Below are 21435 nucleotides of genomic sequence, written 5' to 3' on the forward strand. Positions count from 1 at the left end.
GTCTTCTATTTGAAAAAGACAAATAAAAGACTGTACTTTCATAATTTAATTTAACGCTTGTAATCCGGCTCCAATTATTCCACCTGTATTAGGATAAGGAGAAATACTTAGCGTACTAATACTGTGTGCTTGTGCTGTAACAATCCATTCTCCAAGCTTGGTTTTAATTAAGGGCAGCAAATCGGGATTTAACGTCATTACACTGCCACCAAACACAATCTTTTGGGGATCTAACAACGAGACTACCATATAAATCGCTCGGCTAACATCTTGACTCCATGACTCTACCAATTCTTTTGCCAAGGGTTCACCTAAGCGATAACGCCGAAAAATTTCTTCTGCAGTGACTGTACCATCATTATAAGCTTCTTTTCCTCGTTCGGCCAAGGCGGGTCCGGCTGCGCTTTGTTCAACCGTTAAAGTTTGACCTTCTTTTTCTTTTAAAGGAATCAGTCCTAATTCTCCGGCAAAACCATTTCCCCGAATAAAATCCCCCTGTGTCATGATAGCACAAGACATCCCGGTACTAATCGTCACATAGACTAAAATTTCTTTATCCTGTAAACCAGCGTAGTGCCACTCTGCTCGCGTGGCTTGGTAAACATCATTATCAATGGTGATGTTGCCAATCGCCGGAAAAGCTTCGCGTAAGCGAGCCACGACTGGAAAATTCTCCCAAGCCAAATTGTTTTGAAAAACAGCAATGCCCGCTGTCCGATCAACTAAACCCGGAACCCCTAAACCAACTGCAACTTCATTTGCTGGTAGTTTGCTATCCACTAAAACCTGCTCAATTACCCGGCAAACTATCGCAAACATTTCTTCACGATCACTTGATTTTGAAAGCAAGCGAGTAATGTGGGTTACATTTCCCATTTCATCAACCAACCCGCCGGCAACTTTGGTACCCCCGATATCAATACCGATTGCATATTTCATTTTGCCATCTCCTACTGATAATTTTTATTATAGCGCCACAAGAGACTTAATAACCCGACCAGCCCTAACAGTTGAAGCGCCAAACCAGTATAGCCAATATTTTTTTGACCATAAATAATTAGTAAAAAACAAATGATAAAAACTGCGACCTGAAACCAATATTTTGCCTTATTCATCATAATCCCTCCATTCAATGGCGCCAGGAGTTAAACTAATATTATAGTTATCTGTTGCTGTATAAACACGAGTTGTTTGTGGCAAATCTGTATTGTTGACAATTGCATATTGTTTTTTTTCAGGATAAGCATGCACTTCAATATCTGGATTGTCGGCATACCAAATTTTTAACTGCTCTTCTTTATGTGCAGCATAATAAATACTACGTAAAAAGATTTGAGCGTTGGCCGGTGAATATGGCAATCCACTAAAATATACCCCCCGACCATTAAAGAAGTCATGCGTTGCCAATTGAACGCTTCCATCCACATAACTTAGAATCTGCGTATCTTTTGAGAGTGCATAAATATTTTTTTGCATTTCACCAAAATCTTTAGCCTCTTTATTTTCGGTGATAAAATGCGTCGTATTTTCTGTTTTAAAATATTTATCTGTCGATAAGCTAAATCCTAATTCTTTATCCACCCCTAAAATGTGGGCTAACTGGAAGAAACGCCCATTAGCTAGGTAAGCTGTTGGTTCCCCAATACCGATAAATCCGCCCCCATTTGCGACCCATTGCGTTATCGTTTCAATCAAACTTGTCTTTGACCAATTTTTACCGCCGGAAAATGCCGTTCCCGCATCACCTACGTTAATCAAAACATCAATTTCACTTGGTACACCTTCTTTTAAGTCGGTAAAATTCAAAAATTCTACTGCTACTTTTTGACCAGATAACGATTCTAAAACACCTAAGTAGCTATAAATTTGTTGATACCAAAGCGCATGAGCAACCATATGCGTTTGCCAAGACCGTAATTTTCCCCATGAATTCAAAATCCCTACTGTAATACCAACATAGGGTTTAGTGTCAGAAATTCGTCCATATAGCTCACGAAACTCTTGCGTCACATGGCTGACATAATCCACAAAACCAGGAAATTGATTCGCTAAAGACAAATAACCGCCATAACCAATCCGATCAACGGGTTTACGTAACAATGCTCGTCGCGCCGTTAGCCAATTTTGTTTTGCTTCTACAGTTGGGTCGTTGCCTTCATAAAAAACATCGGGGAAAAAGTAAGGCAAAAATCGGCCTTCCGTATAGTTTACATGGGGAATTTCAGAAATCATCCGCAAAGTTGTCCCGTTGCCCACACTGCCAACTACAGCATCAATACCGATTTCTTTAAAATAAGGGCCATAGGGTTCTGTCCCAATCCAATTATCGCCCAAAAACATCATCGCTTCTCGACCGGCACCGTGAACGATTGCAACTAATTTTTTTGCTTCTTTTGCAACAAAGCGTTGGATAAAATCAATATAGTCTAAATAAGACTGAGAAGGTACTCGAAAAGTTGAATTATAGTACCCTTCATCGACAAAATTCTCAGCGGATAATTTATAACCATATTCTTTTTCAAAAGCTTTAAGCGCCCGGACGGAAACAGTTGAACCATAACCAAACCAATCGACAAATTTTTCTTTTTTCTGATCATTAAAAAACAACGTAAAATGATAAAAGAAGGTCGTAAAGCGGACTACATCTGTGTCTGGATTTTCTGCTAGCCAATTGGTTAAAAAATTACTTACAAAAGCTTGTGACTCAGGTTGACGCACATCAAATGGAATTTCATGGGATTTATCTCCCCAATCATTTGTTATATGATTATACATTTGCGTTGGATCCCAAACCATACTGGCTAAAAAGGAAACGGTATATTCATGATAAGGATGCCATTTTTTCAGTCGCACGCTATTTTCGGTTTGATTTACTTCCCAATTTTCTGGTGCAACTTTTTCACCTAACGTTCGGTCATATACTTCCCAAAATTCTTTTGGATCTTCGCGATAATTAGGTTGTAGTTGTTCTGCTAAGTATCCTGCCATAAAAGGAATAACCGCGGTGGTTTTTGTTGCCGTCACCCGCTGACTTAACAGAAAAGCTTGCTGTACTTCTTCCAAATGTTTTTCCGCAAAATCATTATGTCCCCGTGCCACAAAATACGTTGTATAAATTTTAGCTCCGATTTGCTTTAACTCGTCATCTAATTTTGTCCCATCGCTATCACGAATAGCATCTGCACCCCACAATGCCATTAAGCGTTTGGTTTCTGCCAAGAAATTACTTTCACTTGGGATAGTTACTCTTCCTTTTTCCATTTTCGTCTCTCCTATTCCTTATTCCCACCGACTGTCATTCCTTGGGTTAATTGTTTTTGAACTAATATATACAAAATTAAGGTTGGCAACATAACAATCACCAAACCGGCATATAATTGTCCGTAATTTGCTGCGGCTTTTTGTCCAGCCATCAAGTTTATTAGTCCGACTGGCAAAGTCTTATTAGGTCCTGGAATTAATGTTAAAGCAATAATGTACTCATTCCAAAAGCTCAAGAAGTTAAATAAAATGACAGTAATGATGCTCGGTTTTGCCAATGGCGCCATAACGACAACTAAAGTTTTGAAAAAGCCTGCGCCGTCAATATAAGCAGCTTCTTCATAAGAAGAAGATAAAGTACGAAAATAATTCGATAACAGATAAATAGTAAATGGCAAAGCCGTTGCAGCATAGACCAGCGCTAACACAAAAAGGTTATCAATAAAAAATCCCTGACCACTAATTTTTCTAAGCGCATTGTCGCCATCTAACAACATTAGGAAAATTGGTACGACAATATAATTAGAATTAATAAAAAGACCCATCATAAACAAAGTATTTAAAATGCCCCGACCCTTAAACTTAAAACGCGCCAACACATATGCTGCCGGCAATGCCACAATAATCAATATGAATAGCGCAAGTACTGTGACTTTAACCGAATTCCACATGTAAAGCCCCATGTTGGCTTTTTCAAAAGCCGCTACAAAATTTTCTAAATAAAAACCTTTGGGCATAGCCCAAGGATCACCATAGAATTCTGAATTCTCTTTTATCGATGCTAAAAACACCCAAGCAATCGGTACGACAATCGAAATTGCCAAAGTAATAAGGGCAACATAGACAAAGATTTTATACAGTTTTGTGTTTTTTTTCATCTTGTTTCCCTCCTAAAATTCATACACGTCACGTTTGGTAATTTTATTTAACACAGCCGATAAAATAAAGGAGAAGGTAAAGACGACTACGCCAATTGCCATTCCATATCCATATGAGGAGTTCGTATAGGCTTGTTTGTACATATAACTTAAAAATACTTCCGTCGAACCATCTGGCCCACCGTTTGTCATGGCTTTTACTAATAAAAAGCTTAAATTAATCGTACTAATAACAAAGAAAGTCAATGTTGTGCGAATCGTACTCCAAGTCAAGGGTAATGTAATCGTAAAGAATTGTTGCAAGGCACCCGCACCTTCTAGTGCAGAAGCTTCATATAAACTTTCTGGAATGGAAGCCATCGAAGCCATATACATTACCATGTAATAGCCGATTGCTTGCCAAATGAGGGCAGCTCCAATCGAATATATGACAATTTTTTGATCACCTAACCACAATTGTTGTAAGTTTTCTAAACGCAAAGCGCTGAATAAATTATTTAATAACCCGTTTGTTGGATCATAGATAGCTGAAAAAATCGCAGCAATAACTACAATAGATAAGATATTTGGCACATAAAAAATAATTCGAAATAAATTGACACCTTTGAATTTTTCTCGCGTTAAAATCGAAGCAAAAATAAGTGCCAACGCTAAGGTAAAAATGGTTACAATCACGATTAATAAAATCGTATTTTGAAAAGAGCGGAAAAATGCCATATCTTTAATGAGAGTCCTAAAATTATCCAAGCCGACAAAAGTTTTCTCTGCAGAATATCCGCCCCATTTAAACAATGACATAAAAAAGACATTGATAGTGGGATAGACCATGAAAATTAAAACCAACAACGTTGCCGGTAGCAGACATAAGGTGATAAACACCTTCTTTTGTTTTTTTTCATTCATAAGATCACCTTTTTTAGTATTATTTACAAATAGCGGTTCGTTTTTTATTTATAACTTTTACTTTATTATGAGAAAAGGCTGTCACAAATTCCTTTGCCACAGCCTTTTGTCTGCTACTTATTGTTTATCTGCTGCTTCGCGAATTTTATCCGCTGCAGTCACAACACTATCTTGCCAATCTTTTACAGTCTTATCACCAGAAACCACACTGTCAACTGCACTGAATAATGTATCGCGCATATTCACACCTTCAACAGTCACTGTGTTCTCAAGTCCACCCATGACAGCTTTAGCACCATTGTCATAGATACTGTAAAATAATTTATTTTCCCCATCTAATTTTTCAGACATTCCTTGAATTGGTTGGATAGCGCCGGCATCTTTAAAAATGTCTGCTGCTTTGTCAGAATACATATAAGCAATGAATTTTTTACCTTCTTCTTTATTTGCTGCACCTGTCGGCATCCACATTTGTTCAAAAAATGTATAAGAATAACTATCGCCACCGGATTCAAAGGCTGGTAATGCAGTCATCCCCCATTCAAAGCCATCTGCCCGAGGTGCATCTTTCATTTCACCTGGTACCCATGTTCCATTAGGCATAAAGATTGCTTTATCGTCTAAGATCAATTGTTGGTTTTTGGTAAAATCATTATCATTGGCATTTGCCACGGTTGTAGTAGCGGTATACTTAGCTAATTTGCCGACCGTATCAAAAGCTTCAGTCGCTTCTTTAGAAGACCATGCGCCTTTTTGATAAGTCATTGCATCATTGAAGAATTCAGGCCCACCAGTTACAGAAAGCAAACTATACATAAAGGAATCTAAGTAACCTGCTGTTGGATAAGTGAATAACGTAATACCTTCTTTTTTCGCTTTTTCCCCTAAATCCCACATTTCATCCCAAGTTTTTGGTACTTCCCAACCTTTTGTTTTTAATAAATTGGCATCATAAAATAATCCAGTTGGCGAATAAAACATCGGTGCCATGTAAGTTTTTTTATTGTTATATGGATTTGTGGCTAATGTATCAATAAAACCTGGAATCAATTTATCCTTCACGGTTTTATCCTCGCCAGGAACCTTCATATCAAAAACATCTGTTAAATCTTCTAAATTTTTATCTTTAATAAACGTTTCTGTCAATCCAGCTTCACGCCCGGTAGCTAGTAGAATAACATCTGGATAATTGCCTGCTTTCATATTAGGACTAATAACATCTTCTAACTTTTTATCAACAGTCAATTCCACTTTCACGTCTGGATTGTCTTTTTCATAGGCATCTTTTATTTTATCCCACATATCGGCACCATATGCAGATTCTAGCGCAGCCACTTTCAATACCTTTTTATCTCCGTCTGTATTCCCTCCATTGCTGCCATCTGTACTGCCTCCACTGCCACAACCTGCTAGCAATAGTCCTGATAATCCTAAAGCCAATGTAATCCCCAATGCTTTTTTCATGTCGGATTCCTCCCTCTTTTGATGCTTTTAGTATAGCTTTTTTGTAAGCGCTTTACTTTTAAAATGTTGGCTGTTTTTTTAGAATTATTTACATATTTCTTTAATAATAAAATACCTGAATAATTCATAGTTTTCAAAAACGCTTCAAAAACCTTGTTATAACAGTCTATTTTGTTTCGTTTATTCGCACCCTTTGGGTGTACAAAAAGAACCCCAATCTGCTATGGTTAAAGTGACTAAACCTAACCAAAGAAAGGGGTTCTCTCAATGGCAACTTTACACGAAAATCGTCTACTTTTCAATTCAAATGTTACAGTATCTCACTCTGGTGGAAATTTGTCCTCAGATTCCGGCTTAATATTAGCAAAAGAGTTCATGAACAAATTTGAGTTTAGCCAAATCTTATGTAAAAACATCCAGATTCAAGATGACCGACTGTATCATGTTCATGAAAATGAATCTATTCTGGAACAAATCATCTTGCAGTTGATTGCAGGCTATCCTACAGATTCTTCAGCCAATATATTAGCAACGGATCCTATCTTTCAAGCTGTTTTAAGCAAAAAGCGGTTGGCTTCACAGTCATCCATTTCTCGCTTTTGGGATCGGATGTCAACAGAAAATATCGTCCAACTACAAAAGGTTAACCAGATTTTGATTGATAAAGCACGTACGATTCGAAATACGAACGAAATGATTTTCGATTTAGATTCTACTCACAGTGATACCTTTGGAAACCAAGAAATGACCGATTATAATGCGCATTACCAGACAACCGGTTATCATCCACTCGTTGCCTTTGATGGTCTTACCGGAGACTTTCTTAAAGCAGAACTTCGTTCTGGAAATGTCTACACCTCAAAAGGCGTCGCAGCATTTACTCGTCCATTATTTGAGCATTATCACTCTGTGACACCAGTAAGCACTATTATGGTACGTGCAGATAGTGGATTCGCAATGCCTGATTTGTATGAACTTTGTGAAGAGTACGATAGTTTGTATACTATCCGTTTGAAATCCAATCGTAATCTGTACAGAATCGCTGAGCAATTCGTTACCATTAAGGATCATCACGATTGGAGTAAGAAAGAAGTTCATTACTATAACGCCACTTATCAAGCAAAGTCGTGGGGAAAATCCAGAAGGATCTGCATAAAATCAACCAGAGAAGCTAGTGAATTGCTTTTTAGACATGAATTCATCATTACCAATTTTTCAAAAGACGTCTCTCCAGAAATGGTTTTCCAAACGTATTCAAAAAGAGGAACGATGGAAAATTACATTAAGGAAGCAAAAAACGGCTTTTACTTGGATAAAACAGATAGCCCACGTTTTATAGAAAATCATGCTCGTATGATCGTAAGCCTATTGGCTTACAATATCGTGAACTTCATGCGAACATTGTGTTTTACCAATGAAACGAAAGGGTATCAGGTTTCTACTATTCGCTTATTTCTCTTTAAAATTGCTGGAAAGATAGTTCATTCCGGAAGAAGACAATACTTGAAATTAAGTAGTTACCATGTTTACCAGAAGTTATTTTATCGGATTCTACAAAACATTCAGGTACTGCAGTGTTAGTTGCGTTTATTGCGCCATTCAAAAAAATTCGTTAACCATTCGATAGGATGAGTGCGCCCAAAATGAGGTCTTTCTTGAACTTAATCAGTTAGCAAAAATAAATTAAACCCTTTAGAAAAATATTTTTGAGAAAAAGAACCATTGAGCATAAAACTAAACAGATAATTATAAAATTTGGTAGTTTATAAAAAGTATGAATTATTCAGGAAATATGCTAAAACTAAAGTTGACGTTTACGATATTGATTTGGGGAGCAGCCGACGCCTTTTTTAAAAGCTTGATTAAAATAGGATTGAGAGGTAAATCCTGAAATTTCAGCGATTTGTCCTATCGAATAATCGGTACTAATTAATAATTCTTGGGCATTTTCCAGTCGTCTTTGCATCATATAGTTCATTGGTGTTTCAGCAAAATTCGCTTTAAAAATATGAATCATATAGTACTTATCCAAATGCAGATGGCTAGATAAAACATCCAACGTCAAATTTTCTTTGTAATGTTGCTCAATAAAGTCTTTAATAATTGCACTATCTTTTGAAATGTTTTTATTTTCTATTTCAATTAGATTAAAGTTGTTGCTACGTAAAACTTTAACTAAAAACACCTCGGCTAATTTTTGTAAAACAAAATCGGCCCCTTCTCCTTGCTCATTAATCTCGCCAATAATCAACTTTAATACAGGCACCATCTCATCTAAAATATCACGAAAAATATAGTAGTTTTCCTGATGATTTTGTTTTACAAAACGAATATTATTTACACCAATGACGATATACCATAAGGGATAATCGCCTGAAGACTTCTCGGTATGACGCACATACGGATTTACCACCACAATATCATGGGCTTTAATAGGATATTCTGCCTCGTCAACAATAAAACTACCTTTTCCACTCAAAATGTACATTACTTCTGTAAAATAATGCGTATGTAAAGTACTGTGCCAATCTTCTTCACTAAATTTTGATTGATGGATATAGATCAATTCAGCTTGTTGTAAAACTTCGTCAATTTCTTTTGCCATGTTTCTCCCCCCTCCTGGCATTGTAACCGCTTACTAATTTATCGTCAAAACATCATTTTTTTGAGAAGCGAAATTTTAGCCATTCCCATAAAAAAACCGCGCTACATCCTTTCGTAGCACGGTCATAATTTCTATAAAATAATCAATTCTTTTGGTGATTTCGTTAAGACTTCATTACCTTCAGACGTAATTAATAAATCATCTTCAATTCGAACGCCACCAATACCTGGTAAATAAATTCCGGGTTCGTCAGTAATAACGTTGTTAATAACAAATTGCTTATCTGCTCTAAAGGAAACATTGGGTCCTTCATGAATTTCTAACCCAATACCATGCCCGGTCGAATGACCAAAAGCTTCACCATAACCAGCAGCTGCAATGTGATCTCTGGCAATAGCATCCAATTGAATTCCTGTTAAACCAGGTTGCGCTGCTTCAATTACTTTTAGTTGGGCTTCCAAAACAATTTGATAAATCTCTTTTAATTTTTCACCTGGGTCACCAATCGCAAATGTCCGTGTCATATCCGATACATAGCCATCATAATAACAACCAAAGTCTAAAGTAATCAAATCCCCTTGTTCAATTACTTTTTCACTCGCAACACCATGGGGCATTGCAGAACGCAAGCCACTTGCAACAATTGTATCAAAAGAGACACTAGTAGCGCCTAAAGAACGCATATAAAAATCTAATTGGTTGGCTACTTCAATTTCAGTCATACCCGGACGAATAAATTTCAACACATGTTCAAAACCTTGATCGGCAATTTGACATGCTTTTTGTATCGTTGCAATTTCATTTTCATCTTTTATTTCCCTTAATTCCTCAATCATCCCGTGAATGGGTACCAATGGCGTTTCTTCAATAATTTCTTCTAAGACAGAGTATTCCGCAAAACTTACAAAATCTTCTTCAAAAGCAAGGGCATTGATATTTTCCTCTGCACAAAGTTTTGCTACCTCATCAAAAATTGGTCCCACATTTTTAATAACTTCAAAATCCGGTGCTTGGGCTGCTGCTTGTTCTGTATAGCGAAAATCAGTAACAAAAAAGGCTTTATCTAATGTAATAACAGCTAAACCTGTCGTCCCTGTAAAATTAGTCAAATAACGTAGATTGTAAGGACTTGTTACTAAAAAGCCATCTACTTGTTCTTTACGCATCGCTTGACGCAATTTTTCAACTCGTAACATCATCATTCAATTCCTTCTTTCTTTTGCAGTTCTCAATCATTATAGCAAATAAGTAGCAAAATAAAAAAGATTGCGACAATATCTGTCAAAATAAAATAACCCAAAAAACTTTTATCTGCAAAAGTAACGCTAGTTTCTGCTAATAAAAGTTTTTTAGAAAGAGATATTCGGAATCATAAAGTGTGCTATTTAGTTTTACCGAAGAAAAAAGATACAATTGCTACAATAATAACGGCTCCTAAAATTGAGGGAATAATCGCCATACCGGCAATATGCGGTCCCATATCACCAAATAACGACTGTCCAACCGATGCACCAGCTAGACCGGCAATAATATTAAATAAACAACCTCTTTTTTCGCCAGTAATTCCGCCGGCAATCGCTCCTATAATTGCACCAACAATTAGTGTCCAAATCATTTTCACCACTCCTTAGCTAATATTTAACTCATGATAGCTTTCACCAACAAATAGTTATTCAGTAGTTCTTTGCAATTTATGGTAACATATTTCAAAATACAACGAAAATATTGAGCCTAAAAAAATAACCATAAAAGCATAAGCCTTCACGGTTATTGTTTTTTCCCAGTTAATTTTACCTTCCAACTCTTCAATCCTCGCTTGACTACCTGGAAAAATGTCAAGGATCGGACAAGGTGATCTGCCGGAACGTATTCACCTATCGCGCGTAAAACTTTTTTTGGTTGTTTTGAAGAAAATGAATAAACACCATTTTTCTTTGTTTGGATGGCATAACGCGGAATCCATTTACCTTTTAAATAAACAGATGCTACGACAAAATCCACTTCTTCCCAAGGAATTTGGATGAATTTATTAATATCACGGTCATTATAAAATTCAAACGCTTTATTGCCAATCATAATTTTTCCATATTCACCGATGCCTAAATAAGACGTTGCATCAATGGCTAAATCGACCTTTGTATTTAAAGATTGAACCATTACAGACACTCCTCACGGATATTTATTAAACATTATAGCCATAACTTATCATCAATGTAAAACAAAAGCTCAGGGAAAACCCCCTGAGCCCTTGTAAAAGTTCAATTACATGATGTGTAATACGTGTAAACCAACACCAACTACGAACAAGCCAATGATGATAACGATTGGAGAAACTTTTTTCTTCAATAACCACATGCAAAGTAATGTTAGTAATAAACCAGCAAGACCTGGAATTAATTGATCCAAGTTATCTTGAAGTGTTGTTACTTTTGTAGGTGTTTGAGAAAGACCAGCACCAACTTGACTGAAGGCTTCTTTGATACCTTCCCAGCCATCAGGCAATTTATCCCAGTGGATATAAGCTTTATCGTCCAATTGTACTTCAGAAACAACTGGTGTAAATTTAACACTTACCCAACGTTGTACTAATGAACCTAAAACGAACATCCCTAAAATAGAAGCACCTTTAGTAACTTTTTGTAATAAACCACCAGATAAGTCATCTGTAATTTTAGAACCCGCTTGGTAACCAAATTCTTGAGTATACCATAAGAAAGCAATACGGATAATATTCCAAGCAAAGAAGAATAATAATGGACCCATGATACTACCACTCATTGCAAGGGAAGCACCTAAAGCACCTAACATCGGACGTACAGTAAACCAGAACACTGGGTCACCAACACCGGCTAAAGGTCCCATCATACCAACTTTAACCCCTTGAATTGCAACATCATCAACAGGCGCACCATTGGCACGTTCTTCTTCAAGAGCTAAAGTAACCCCTAATACTGGAGCTGCTAAATATGGATGTGTATTAAAGAATTCCAAGTGGCGTTTTAAAGCTGCCGCGCGATCTTCTTTAGTTGTATATAATTTTTTGATTGCTGGGATCATTGCATATGCCCAACCACCGTTTTGCATACGTTCATAGTTCCATGAACCTTGAAGGAACATTGAGCGGAACATGACACTTCTACGGTCTGCTTTTGTTAATTGAATTTTTTCAGCCATTGTTTGTTCTCCTCCTTCAAGATTAATAGTCATTCAAAATATCGCCTAATGGGTCACCAGTATTACTGCCGCCGCCATTACCTGAACCACCAGTTTCTTCTAAGTGTAGGTAAATTAAAGCGATAGAAATAGCAAGTGCACCTAATGCGATTAATGTTAATTGTGAAACAGCCGCTACGACAAAACCAATAGCAAAGAATGGCCAAACTTCACGAGTAGCCATCATGTTAATAACCATTGCATAACCAACGGCTACTACCATACCACCACCGATTGCCATACCATCTGTTAACCAAGCTGGCATAGATTCTAAGAAATTACGAACAGTGTCAGCAGGAATTAATAGTAAAGCAGCAGCAGGAATTGCGATACGCAAACCTTGCATACAAATTGCAATCCATTGCCAGATTTCAATTTTACGATAATTACCTTCTTCAGCAGCACTATCCATGATATGGATAATTGGCACAGCTAGAGTACGGGCAATCATGGTTAAGAATAAACCAGCAACAGCTAATGGGATAGCAACGGCAACAGCAGATGCAACACCTGCTTTACCTTGTCCACCTAAAACTAAAATAATTGCGGATGCGACAGCTGCTAACGCAGCATCGGGTGCAACTGCGGCACCAATATTTGCCCAACCTAGGGCGATCATTTGTAGTGAACCACCTAAGATGATTCCGACTTCTAAGTTACCAGTTACTAAACCGATCAACGTACATGCTACTAGTGGTTGGTGGAATTGCCATTGGTCTAGGATTCCTTCCATACCAGCTAAGAAAGCAACGATGACCACTAAAATCATTTGGATTATGTTTAAATCGTGCATGATTAAGCCTCCTCTTTCTTATGACTAATTGGCATTTGCCAATTCAGTTTTTGCCTTTTTCAACAATTCATCAAAGTTTTCTTTTGAGTTGCTTGGTACTTTACGTACATCAAAAGTGATACCTTTGTCTTTTAATGTTTCAAAAGTTTGAACATCCTCTGCATTCATTGACAATACTTTGTTGACTTGAACTTTACCAACTGAATGGGCCATCGAGCCAACGTTAACTTCTTTAATAGCAACGCCGCCTTCAACAGCTTTTAATAAATCTTCAGGGTTTTCAAACAACAATAGCGCTTTAGTGTTACCAAAACGTGGATCTTTAGCTATTTCAATCATTTTATCAATTGGAATAACATTGGCTTTAACACCAGGAGGAGCAGCTTGTTCGATTAATTTTTTACGTAAATCATCTTTGGCCACAGCATCTGAAACTACGATAATGCGGTTAGGTCCCACTGCTTTAGTCCAAGCAGTAGCTACTTGACCATGTAATAAACGTGAATCGATACGAGATAGGACAAATTTGATATGTCCATCTCCTAAAACTGTACCAGGAGGGATAGACCCTGTTGGTTGTGCTGCACCAGCTGCGGCTGGAGCTGCAGTTTTTGGTTCTAATTCTTCTGGTTTGATGCGCACACCTTCCTTCGCAGTTTCAATGATATGAGCTGCAATTTCTTGTGCAGAGTTCATTGAAAAACGTGATGCATACGCTTCAATAACCATTGGCAAGTTCATGCCAGCGACGATTGCCCATTTGTCTTTATGAGCTTCAAACAAGTTATTGGCTTGGTTGAATGGTGTTCCGCCCCAAAGATCGACCAAGAATAATACTTCATCTTGATCATCAAAAGACTTGATCGCTTCTTCCATTTTGGCTCTTACATCATCAGGACCTTCGCTTGGCATTAACGTTACTGCTTTAACGTTTTCTTGTTCTCCGAAAATCATTGCGCCAGATTGCAAGATGCCTTCTGCGAATTCCCCGTGACTAGCCAGGATAATTCCTACCATCTGTATACCTCCTATTAACATTTTTGTTTTAATAATCGTCTAAAATATGAATAAATAATTTCTTAAAAGGGCGACGATTAAAACCAACTAGACAAAATTTTCTTTTTCCAACAATTCCATTAAGTAGACTTTGCGATCAGCGGGGACTTTTCTTAGCTCCAATTCAATATCTTGCTGAGCAAGATATTCAAAAGCTTTAATATCTCCTTGATCTAAAGAAACAAAGTTTGTCAACATCTTCTTACCAACTGTAAATCGCATTCCTCCGATGTTAATCGATGTCAATTTGACACCACCTTGAACCAAACGTGCTACCGCATGAGGATCAGTGAATAACAACATAACTTTTTGACCGGCTAATAAATCTTCGTGATATAACGCAATCATTTTATCTACGCTAATGACATTTGATTTGATACCCGGTGGAGATGCTTCCTGCAACAAAAACCGCCGTAATTGATCTTGGGCCACTTCATCTGAAACCACTAAGATGCGTTCAATCCCAGTCTGTTTGGACCAGGCCGTTGCAACTTGACCATGAATCAGACGATCATCAATGCGCGCTAAGCGAATATCAATGCTCATAAGTAACCCTCCTACTTAATAAAACTGAGCAGTCAAAATTTTAAATCCTGCTCACTTCAGAGTCTTTCACCTCCTGTGTCACTTATATATAAGCAAGATGCGTGCCAACTTTAAAAACGATACACATCTTTAAAAATCCTTAATTATAAAGAATTATCTATGAATTTTACGACACACAAAAAGCGACACACTTCAATACAGTGTGTCGCTTTTTGTGTATTCTCTATAATTCCTCAGAAGATACATTCTTTTTATGCGATTCATTAATGCGTGCTTTGATTACTTCTAAAACGTAATATTCCTCAGATGGCGGAATATTCAAACGCAACATACGTCCAAAAGACTGAATGTGATTATGCACCTGCTCATAAAGAGATTCATTTAGCAATTGTTCAGCCTCGGTGGTGGTTACTGCCAAAGGTTGTTTTAATAAGACGCGCTCTAAAACACCAGCTGTATGCAAAGCTAAGTTTATTTCCAAGCCAAAATCACGAGTACTTAAGCCTACATCTTCTACTAAATTAGTTACAAAATCCCAAATTGGCTGAGCCAATTTGTCCCCATTAATAAAAGTAAAGTTTTCATGAATAAACCGGTTAATCAATTCCACGGCTTTTTCACCTTGAATAGCTTCACTTGGGTAAGTGGCCAATTGTTCATGATCCAGTAATAAACGGTTTAAGATAGCTTTCACATCTTGATTAATAAAACGATCCAAAGGAATAAAAGGAGCATTAATTTTAGGATCAACAATTCCTGTAGCAGCAAGTAAGTTGTAGTCATTTTGAATTTTTTGCAAACGTTCAGGTAACGTAACGACGGATTGCGTAATGACTTGCAGTTGCTTTTGCTCCCCACTTAAAGAACGTTGAATAATTTCTTTGATACGTTGAGCAGTTCCTTCACCAGAAGCGCAGACAGCTAAAATGGCAGTTGGTTTGTTTTGAGTTATCTCATTTTTTTGTGGTATTAAAGTATAACCATTGAACTTGTGTAAAGCCTCATACAAACTATCCAAATCTGTTCCAAGTACCGAAGCTTTACGAACAGTTTCCAAAACAACTGCTGTTGTTACCATATCAATTGTCCGTACTTCAATACCGGTATTTTGGGTAATTTCATTGCCAAAAGTTGCTAAAGACCCCATATCTACAAGTAGCATTACTCCAGAACCATCATCTACTTCGGTCACTGCACGCCTAACTTTTTCTAAAGCAATTTTTGGCGGCATATCAAGAGGCATATCAACGGCTTGCACTTGGTCAATATCTAATAATTGCGTTACCACTTCCACCATACTAGTAGCAGTACTGTTGCCGTGAGCAGCCACCACGACACCAATTTTGCCATCTTTTTGATTCGCCCGTAAAGAAATCAACAAGACCGCTAAATAATAATCTTCGCTTTCCGGAATTTCTACCGTAAAGCTTTCACTAATATAATGGCGAATTTTCCGTGCAATTTGAAATTCAGCTGGAAAACCTGCTACCATTTGGCGGATATTATCATTGGTACTTCGTTCTTCACCATGTTCTAACTTTTTCAAAAAAGAACTGATATGTAGGCTCATAGCATAGACAAAATTTTGTTGAAAAGCATACCCTAATTTTTCCCGTACCATATCATAAATATGATTGGTGGTATCAATGACTTTTTGATCAACGAATTCTGCTAATTTATTATCGGCATTAAAAGCAAAGCCATGATTTTTATAAAATGATTTCAAATGAACATTGATATCTGTGGAGATAAAGTGATTAATGGTCTTTTGATCTAACCCATCCGCTTTTAACAATGCAGCTTTGTCGCCAATAATATCGTACAAATTGTATGGCAATTCATAAGTATCTTGTTGAATTAAAATCATCTGATCATTTGGAGCAATCACAATTTTAGGATCTAAAACTTTTGACAACTCGTTTAGCACTTCTCTTTTATTGGCAAGTAATAGTAAGCCGGAACGAATCCCCTCTGGTAAGTCGTCAATAGTAATATTCATCTCTTCACTGTTCATATGATTTAAAAAACCACGAGCACAAACAAGTTGAACATTCGATTTTAATTGGCCAATATTTCCATAACTAACACTGCCAATTAAAGCTTTCACGACATCTTCGGTCAAAGATATTTGGCGATCAATACGGCCAGCTTCTTGGGCGACCATCACTTTTACCAAATCGACTTTTTCACTGGCCGGACGTTGATCAAAAGCAGGTAATTGAATGTTTATAGGAATTCTTCTTACAAAAGTATCCAGTAAAGAAGAACTTGGATCTTCTGTAGTAGCTCCTACAATCCGGACATCGGCTTTATGATTTTTGCTACTTTCTCCTAAGCGAGAAAAAGTACCATGATCCATAAAATAAAAAACCATCTCTTGCCCTTCAGGAGGCAAACGGTGGATTTCATCTAAAAAGAGCATGCCGCCATCAGCTTGATCAATAATCCCGGTTTTATCTTGTTCAGCTCCTGTAAAAGCACCTTTCACGTACCCAAATAAATGACTCATCAAAAGTTCAGGATTATTCGCATAATCCGCGCAGTTAAAAACAATTAATTCTTTTTCTTCTTCAATTACATGACTGGTTATAGCAAAACGAAACATTGCATGAGCAAAATAAGTTTTCCCAGACCCTGTTGGTCCTGTAATGAGACAATTTAAGCCTCTGGGAGGATATAAAATAGCAGCTTTGGCTTGTTCAACAGCATTTTTCATACTCCCATTTGAACCAATAATACGGGAAAAAATATCCCCCCGACGTAAATCTTGGGGCAAACTCTTTTTCTGACTTACCGTTGGGTTTTCTTTATAACTTAATACATGATTATTTTTAGGGTAGAACTCTTGTGTTGTGTCATTTTCCTTAGGCGAGACGCCCTTTTGAGAAATAGCATATCGAACAGGCCGACCATCAATTTTAAATAAGCGTTCTGCTCGCACCAATTTATTCAAATCTTTACTGACATTCGTTCGCTGCAACGTAAGCCCTTCTGCCACATCATTTGTGGTGAGTCCGGTTTGAAACTGATCATTCATTGCAACAAACTGATAAACACGTTCAATTCTCTTTGTCATTGAATCTCCTCACCTTATTTACGCTAGTGTGTCATCTGTGTTGTTTCATTATAACTTTTTTCCATTAAAGCGCAAACTAAAAAGTCATTTAAGAAAAATAGTTTTCTTAAATGACTTTTCTACTATTATATATATTATAATTAGATACCAAGATGAGGCATAAACATAATGAAAGAACCCACAAATATTAAGAGTGCAGCCAACTGAAATGTTTCAGATTGCACCATCTTTTTCTGCGTTGTCTTTTTCTTTAAAAGAGCAACACCAAATAATAATAACCCAAAAATGAAACTTCCAACCCCAATTAAACTCATTTTTTTCCTCCTTATTAAAAAGCTGATCAATTTACTTAAAGTAAAAATCGCTACTTCATTCGTTAATTTAGTTTAACAAAACTAGGATTTATCCTCCTTATGATGAACTATCATAAAACGAACATTTTTGTAAGTTATCAAACAAAGCCGTCTTGCTTTACAGCAAATAAAAAAGTGCTAAGATATTAATATACGACATGACCTGTTAGTCAAGTGGTTTAAGACGCTGCGTTCTCAGCGCGGAGACACGGGTTCGAATCCCGTACAGGCTATAAAAAGCAAAATGGACTTGTTTGGCTCTCAAGAAACAAGATGGAGTTTTAATAAATTGCGTTTTACATTTCAGCCTCCTTGAGAACACCTATAATCCTTTTATAAAAAAAGACTTGCGTATTTTAACGCAAGTCTTTTTTATATGGTATAAATTTTTTAGGCGGTATCGTGACCGGCTGTATTGTTTTTTGCAACCACACCACATCATACCATTCATTAAACTTGTAGCCTAAATTAGAAAAAAATCCAGCTTGCTCATAACCAAGTTTTTCATGAAACTTTATACTGCCAATATTTCCAGCCGTCACACAGGCCAAGACCTGAATGATATTGAGTTTTTGTAATTCCACTTCTAGGGCCTGATAAAGACGCGTCCCCAAGCCCTGACTTTTCACATCTTTAGCCAAATAAATAGTGACTTCACAACTCCAATCATAAGCCGCTCGCCCTTTATATACACCGGCATAAGCATAACCTACTATTGTTCCATCTTCTTTTTGAGCAACTAGATAGGGATAACGTGATAAAGTTTGAATAATGCGTGCTTCAAAATCGATAAGTGAAGGCACTTCATATTCAAAGGTAATAGCCGTCTCTTTTACATAGGGCGCATAAATTGCTAAGATAGCTTTAGCATCATCTTTAGTAGCCATGCGAATTTTTTCAGTCATCAAATTCTCCTTTTTTAAAAACGTAACATGAACGCATTTCTTTAAACAAGTGAATCGTTACCTTATTCACTCTTACACAACCTTCACTTTGACTGCTTTTTGCTGTCCATTTTGATTAGTAGTAACATCATAACTAACTTTTTCCCCGACGAAAAGGATTTTATTGCTTGGGCTTATGATATCATCCCGATAAACAAACATTACTTGATTATGACTATTCACTAAAAAACCATAGCCGCCTTTTTCATTAAATGATTTTACTTGTCCTTGCACTTTTAAACCTTCTTCTTCCATAAAACTATTATACGAATTTTTGTAAACTGATAAAACCGAGTTGGATAGATTTATTTCTTTTTCTGTGTTAAACATGGAATAAAAAAAGTGTTAGTATTCATTCGAATACTAACACTTTATCATTTCATTAAGCTTCTTTCGCTACTGGGTAGACAGATACTTGTTTTTTGTCGCGGCCTTTACGTTCGAAACGTACTACGCCGTCAACTTTAGCAAATAAAGTATCGTCGCCACCTTTACCCACGTTTACACCTGGATAAATTTTAGTACCGCGTTGGCGGTAAAGGATTGAGCCACCAGTAACAGTTTGACCGTCTGCACGTTTAGCGCCTAAACGTTTAGATTCTGAGTCACGACCGTTAGAAGTAGAACCGCCACCTTTTTTATGAGCGAAGAATTGCAAATTCATTTTCATCAACATGAGATGCACCTCCTATTTTTCAGTAATGGTATTAATTTGAATAAACTCACTATTTTCGGCTTCAATTGACTGTAAACCTAACAACAAATTTTCTAAAAGAATTTGTTCAATGTTAGTTTGTTCTTGAGTTAAACCTGATACGACATCCATTTTAAGATAACCGCCTTCAGATTCATTTGCTTCAACTTTAGGAGCAACCCCTGCTAAAGCATCAATGCCGTTAATGGTACTAATTGCTAGTGCTGAAACACCAGCACAAACGATATCACTACCATATGGCCCAGCTTCGGCATGCCCTGTCAATTTGAACGTAACAATCTGGCCAGAGTCATTGCGTTTGAATGTCCCTTTGATCATTAGTGCGACCTTTCTCGCAAGTATTAAGCGTTGATAGCGTCGATAACCACTTTAGTATACGGTTGACGATGACCTTGCTTGCGGTGAGAGTGTTTTTTAGGTTTGTATTTGAAAGTAACAACTTTCTTTTGTTTCCCGTGTTTTTCAACAGTTCCTTCAACAGTTGCGCCTGCAACAGTTGGTGCGCCAACTTTCGTTGATTCGCCACCTACTAAGATAACTTCGTCAAAAGTGACTTTGCCACCAGCTTCAACGTCTAATTTTTCAACGTAGATTGCTTGACCAACTTCAACTTTAACTTGTTTACCACCAGTTTTGATAATTGCGTACATGCTCTAAAGCACCTCCTTATAATATACTTAGACTCGCCATCCCAAGTGACATAACGTGCTTAATACTTGTTCTGAGCGGTTGTAGCTGTGGAGTCCACAATTACAACATTTACACTTTAACAAAAAACAAGCGCGCCGTCAATTAGTTTTCTTTAAAAGTTAAAAGATAACCTATCTGCCCCAAACGTTATCTCAGATTACAATCTTATATTTTTAACATTTTTTTCAATCACGTTATACTAAATCTGGAGGGATGAAGATGGAGTATCCAAATGAACTGATCACTTTCGTAAAGAAACGAGCACAATATTTTGACTTACAGGGTTTTGTTGCGGGTCAAGGCCCCCTTAGCCCGAAGCTAATGATTGTCGGTGAAGCACCTGGCCGTAAAGAAATTGAAAATTTCATTCCCTTTAGCGGGCAAGCTGGTAAAGAATTAATGGCTTGTTTAGCGAATGTAGGACTAACACGCGCCGATGTTTATATTACCAGTGCAGTCAGAAGCCGACCTTATGCCGTCAAAGAACGTTTCAATAAGAAGACCGGAGCAAAAGAAATAATTTATCCGAACCGTACTCCTTCTAAAAAAGAAGTTTTAGCTCATGCGCCCATTTTGGATTATGAAATAGAAAAAATCGCACCAAAATTAATTACTCCTGTGGGAAATATTGGCCTTCAAAGACTACTAGGAAATTCTTATTTTGTTACTAAATGCCACGGTCAAATTATTCAGCATCCAATTCAAAAACTAAATGAAAATGGAGATGGTTACATTTGGTCAGAAGAAAACTATACGATCGTTCCTTTATTTCATCCCGCGGCAATTTTTTACAATCGTAAATTAGAATCTCTAATACAAGCTGATTGGCAGGTAATTGGTGATTTACTGCATGCTACTTAGTATGTGCTACAAATCTGCCTCATCTGTCTACAAAAACCGCAAACACCACTTCATATACTGAAAATCCAGCAGTGAAT

At 37.1% G+C, this 21435-nt stretch carries 23 protein-coding genes, 1 tRNA gene and 1 other annotated feature; of the genes, 3 read left to right on the forward strand and 21 right to left on the reverse strand.

Annotated features, from left to right (window positions below; all coding sequences use genetic code 11):
- Positions 1–45: 45 nt before the first annotated feature.
- The 6 genes from RK01_RS06685 to RK01_RS06705 form a co-directional block, all read right to left on the reverse strand.
- Entirely contained in the window at positions 46–939 is an 894-nt protein-coding gene (locus RK01_RS06685; RefSeq protein WP_016172533.1) for an ROK family protein, read from the reverse strand.
- An 11-nt stretch (positions 940–950) separates the two neighbouring features.
- Entirely contained in the window at positions 951–1115 is a 165-nt protein-coding gene (locus RK01_RS13730) for a DUF6903 family protein (protein ID WP_016172534.1), read from the reverse strand.
- Positions 1108–3261: a 1,3-beta-galactosyl-N-acetylhexosamine phosphorylase gene (gnpA, locus tag RK01_RS06690; RefSeq protein ID WP_016172535.1), complete on the reverse strand. Its 2154-nt coding sequence runs from the start codon at positions 3259–3261 to the stop codon at positions 1108–1110. The genes RK01_RS13730 and gnpA overlap by 8 nt, the downstream gene beginning before the upstream one ends.
- Before the next feature lie 11 nt (positions 3262–3272).
- On the reverse strand, positions 3273–4139 hold the full coding sequence (locus tag RK01_RS06695) for a carbohydrate ABC transporter permease (RefSeq protein ID WP_016172536.1): 867 nt from the start codon (positions 4137–4139) through the stop codon (positions 3273–3275).
- 12 nt (positions 4140–4151) lie between these two features.
- Positions 4152–5042: a carbohydrate ABC transporter permease gene (locus RK01_RS06700; protein WP_016172537.1), complete on the reverse strand. Its 891-nt coding sequence runs from the start codon at positions 5040–5042 to the stop codon at positions 4152–4154.
- A 117-nt stretch (positions 5043–5159) separates the two neighbouring features.
- Positions 5160–6506: a carbohydrate ABC transporter substrate-binding protein gene (locus tag RK01_RS06705; protein ID WP_016172538.1), complete on the reverse strand. Its 1347-nt coding sequence runs from the start codon at positions 6504–6506 to the stop codon at positions 5160–5162.
- A 267-nt stretch (positions 6507–6773) separates the two neighbouring features.
- Here RK01_RS06705 and RK01_RS06710 point away from each other — a divergent pair, with 267 nt between their 5' ends.
- Entirely contained in the window at positions 6774–8087 is a 1314-nt protein-coding gene (locus RK01_RS06710; protein WP_016171469.1) for an IS1380 family transposase, read from the forward strand.
- A 220-nt stretch (positions 8088–8307) separates the two neighbouring features.
- Here the strand turns inward: RK01_RS06710 and RK01_RS06715 are convergent, their stop codons facing one another.
- The 10 genes from RK01_RS06715 to RK01_RS13735 form a co-directional block, all read right to left on the reverse strand.
- The gene (locus RK01_RS06715) at positions 8308–9111 is read right to left on the reverse strand and encodes a helix-turn-helix transcriptional regulator (protein ID WP_016172539.1); all 804 of its coding nucleotides are present in this window, start codon (positions 9109–9111) and stop codon (positions 8308–8310) included.
- 131 nt (positions 9112–9242) lie between these two features.
- Positions 9243–10310 (reverse strand): M24 family metallopeptidase, encoded by a 1068-nt coding sequence (locus tag RK01_RS06720; RefSeq protein ID WP_016172540.1) that lies wholly within the window; start codon positions 10308–10310, stop codon positions 9243–9245.
- A 182-nt stretch (positions 10311–10492) separates the two neighbouring features.
- On the reverse strand, positions 10493–10732 hold the full coding sequence (locus tag RK01_RS06725; protein WP_308618278.1) for a GlsB/YeaQ/YmgE family stress response membrane protein: 240 nt from the start codon (positions 10730–10732) through the stop codon (positions 10493–10495).
- A 146-nt stretch (positions 10733–10878) separates the two neighbouring features.
- Positions 10879–11268, reverse strand: a complete 390-nt coding sequence (locus tag RK01_RS06730) for a DUF956 family protein (RefSeq protein ID WP_016172542.1) — start codon at positions 11266–11268, stop codon at positions 10879–10881.
- A gap of 105 nt (positions 11269–11373) precedes the next feature.
- The gene (locus tag RK01_RS06735; protein WP_016172543.1) at positions 11374–12285 is read right to left on the reverse strand and encodes a PTS system mannose/fructose/sorbose family transporter subunit IID; all 912 of its coding nucleotides are present in this window, start codon (positions 12283–12285) and stop codon (positions 11374–11376) included.
- Positions 12286–12307: 22 nt separating this feature from the next.
- Positions 12308–13117, reverse strand: coding sequence for a PTS mannose/fructose/sorbose transporter subunit IIC (locus RK01_RS06740; protein ID WP_016172544.1), 810 nt, complete (start codon positions 13115–13117; stop codon positions 12308–12310).
- A gap of 24 nt (positions 13118–13141) precedes the next feature.
- On the reverse strand, positions 13142–14134 hold the full coding sequence (locus RK01_RS06745; protein ID WP_016172545.1) for a mannose/fructose/sorbose PTS transporter subunit IIB: 993 nt from the start codon (positions 14132–14134) through the stop codon (positions 13142–13144).
- Positions 14135–14221: 87 nt separating this feature from the next.
- Positions 14222–14713, reverse strand: a complete 492-nt coding sequence (locus tag RK01_RS06750; RefSeq protein ID WP_195515618.1) for a mannose/fructose/sorbose PTS transporter subunit IIB — start codon at positions 14711–14713, stop codon at positions 14222–14224.
- A 229-nt stretch (positions 14714–14942) separates the two neighbouring features.
- Entirely contained in the window at positions 14943–17795 is a 2853-nt protein-coding gene (locus tag RK01_RS06755) for a sigma-54-dependent transcriptional regulator (RefSeq protein WP_016172547.1), read from the reverse strand.
- Between the two features lie 140 nt (positions 17796–17935).
- Complete coding sequence (locus RK01_RS13735) at positions 17936–18109, reverse strand: hypothetical protein (protein WP_016172548.1); 174 nt, start codon at positions 18107–18109, stop codon at positions 17936–17938.
- A gap of 199 nt (positions 18110–18308) precedes the next feature.
- Here RK01_RS13735 and RK01_RS06760 point away from each other — a divergent pair.
- Positions 18309–18381: transfer RNA gene (locus RK01_RS06760), tRNA-Glu, on the forward strand.
- Between the two features lie 123 nt (positions 18382–18504).
- Here RK01_RS06760 and RK01_RS06765 read toward each other — a convergent pair.
- The 5 genes from RK01_RS06765 to rplU form a co-directional block, all read right to left on the reverse strand.
- The gene (locus tag RK01_RS06765) at positions 18505–19053 is read right to left on the reverse strand and encodes a GNAT family N-acetyltransferase (RefSeq protein WP_016172549.1); all 549 of its coding nucleotides are present in this window, start codon (positions 19051–19053) and stop codon (positions 18505–18507) included.
- Positions 19054–19125: 72 nt separating this feature from the next.
- Positions 19126–19326, reverse strand: coding sequence for a cold-shock protein (locus RK01_RS06770; RefSeq protein WP_244874956.1), 201 nt, complete (start codon positions 19324–19326; stop codon positions 19126–19128).
- Positions 19327–19474: 148 nt separating this feature from the next.
- Complete coding sequence (gene rpmA / locus RK01_RS06775; protein WP_016172551.1) at positions 19475–19768, reverse strand: 50S ribosomal protein L27; 294 nt, start codon at positions 19766–19768, stop codon at positions 19475–19477.
- Positions 19769–19780: 12 nt separating this feature from the next.
- Positions 19781–20125, reverse strand: coding sequence for a ribosomal-processing cysteine protease Prp (locus RK01_RS06780; protein ID WP_016172552.1), 345 nt, complete (start codon positions 20123–20125; stop codon positions 19781–19783).
- Positions 20126–20148: 23 nt separating this feature from the next.
- Positions 20149–20457, reverse strand: coding sequence for a 50S ribosomal protein L21 (gene rplU / locus RK01_RS06785; RefSeq protein ID WP_016172553.1), 309 nt, complete (start codon positions 20455–20457; stop codon positions 20149–20151).
- Positions 20458–20476: 19 nt separating this feature from the next.
- Positions 20477–20548: a sequence feature (ribosomal protein L21 leader region), on the reverse strand.
- A gap of 168 nt (positions 20549–20716) precedes the next feature.
- Here rplU and RK01_RS06790 point away from each other — a divergent pair.
- Entirely contained in the window at positions 20717–21358 is a 642-nt protein-coding gene (locus RK01_RS06790; protein ID WP_016172554.1) for a uracil-DNA glycosylase, read from the forward strand.
- Positions 21359–21435 lie beyond the last annotated feature (77 nt).

The organism is Enterococcus dispar ATCC 51266, from assembly GCF_000406945.1.
Lineage (GTDB): Bacteria > Bacillota > Bacilli > Lactobacillales > Enterococcaceae > Enterococcus_C > Enterococcus_C dispar.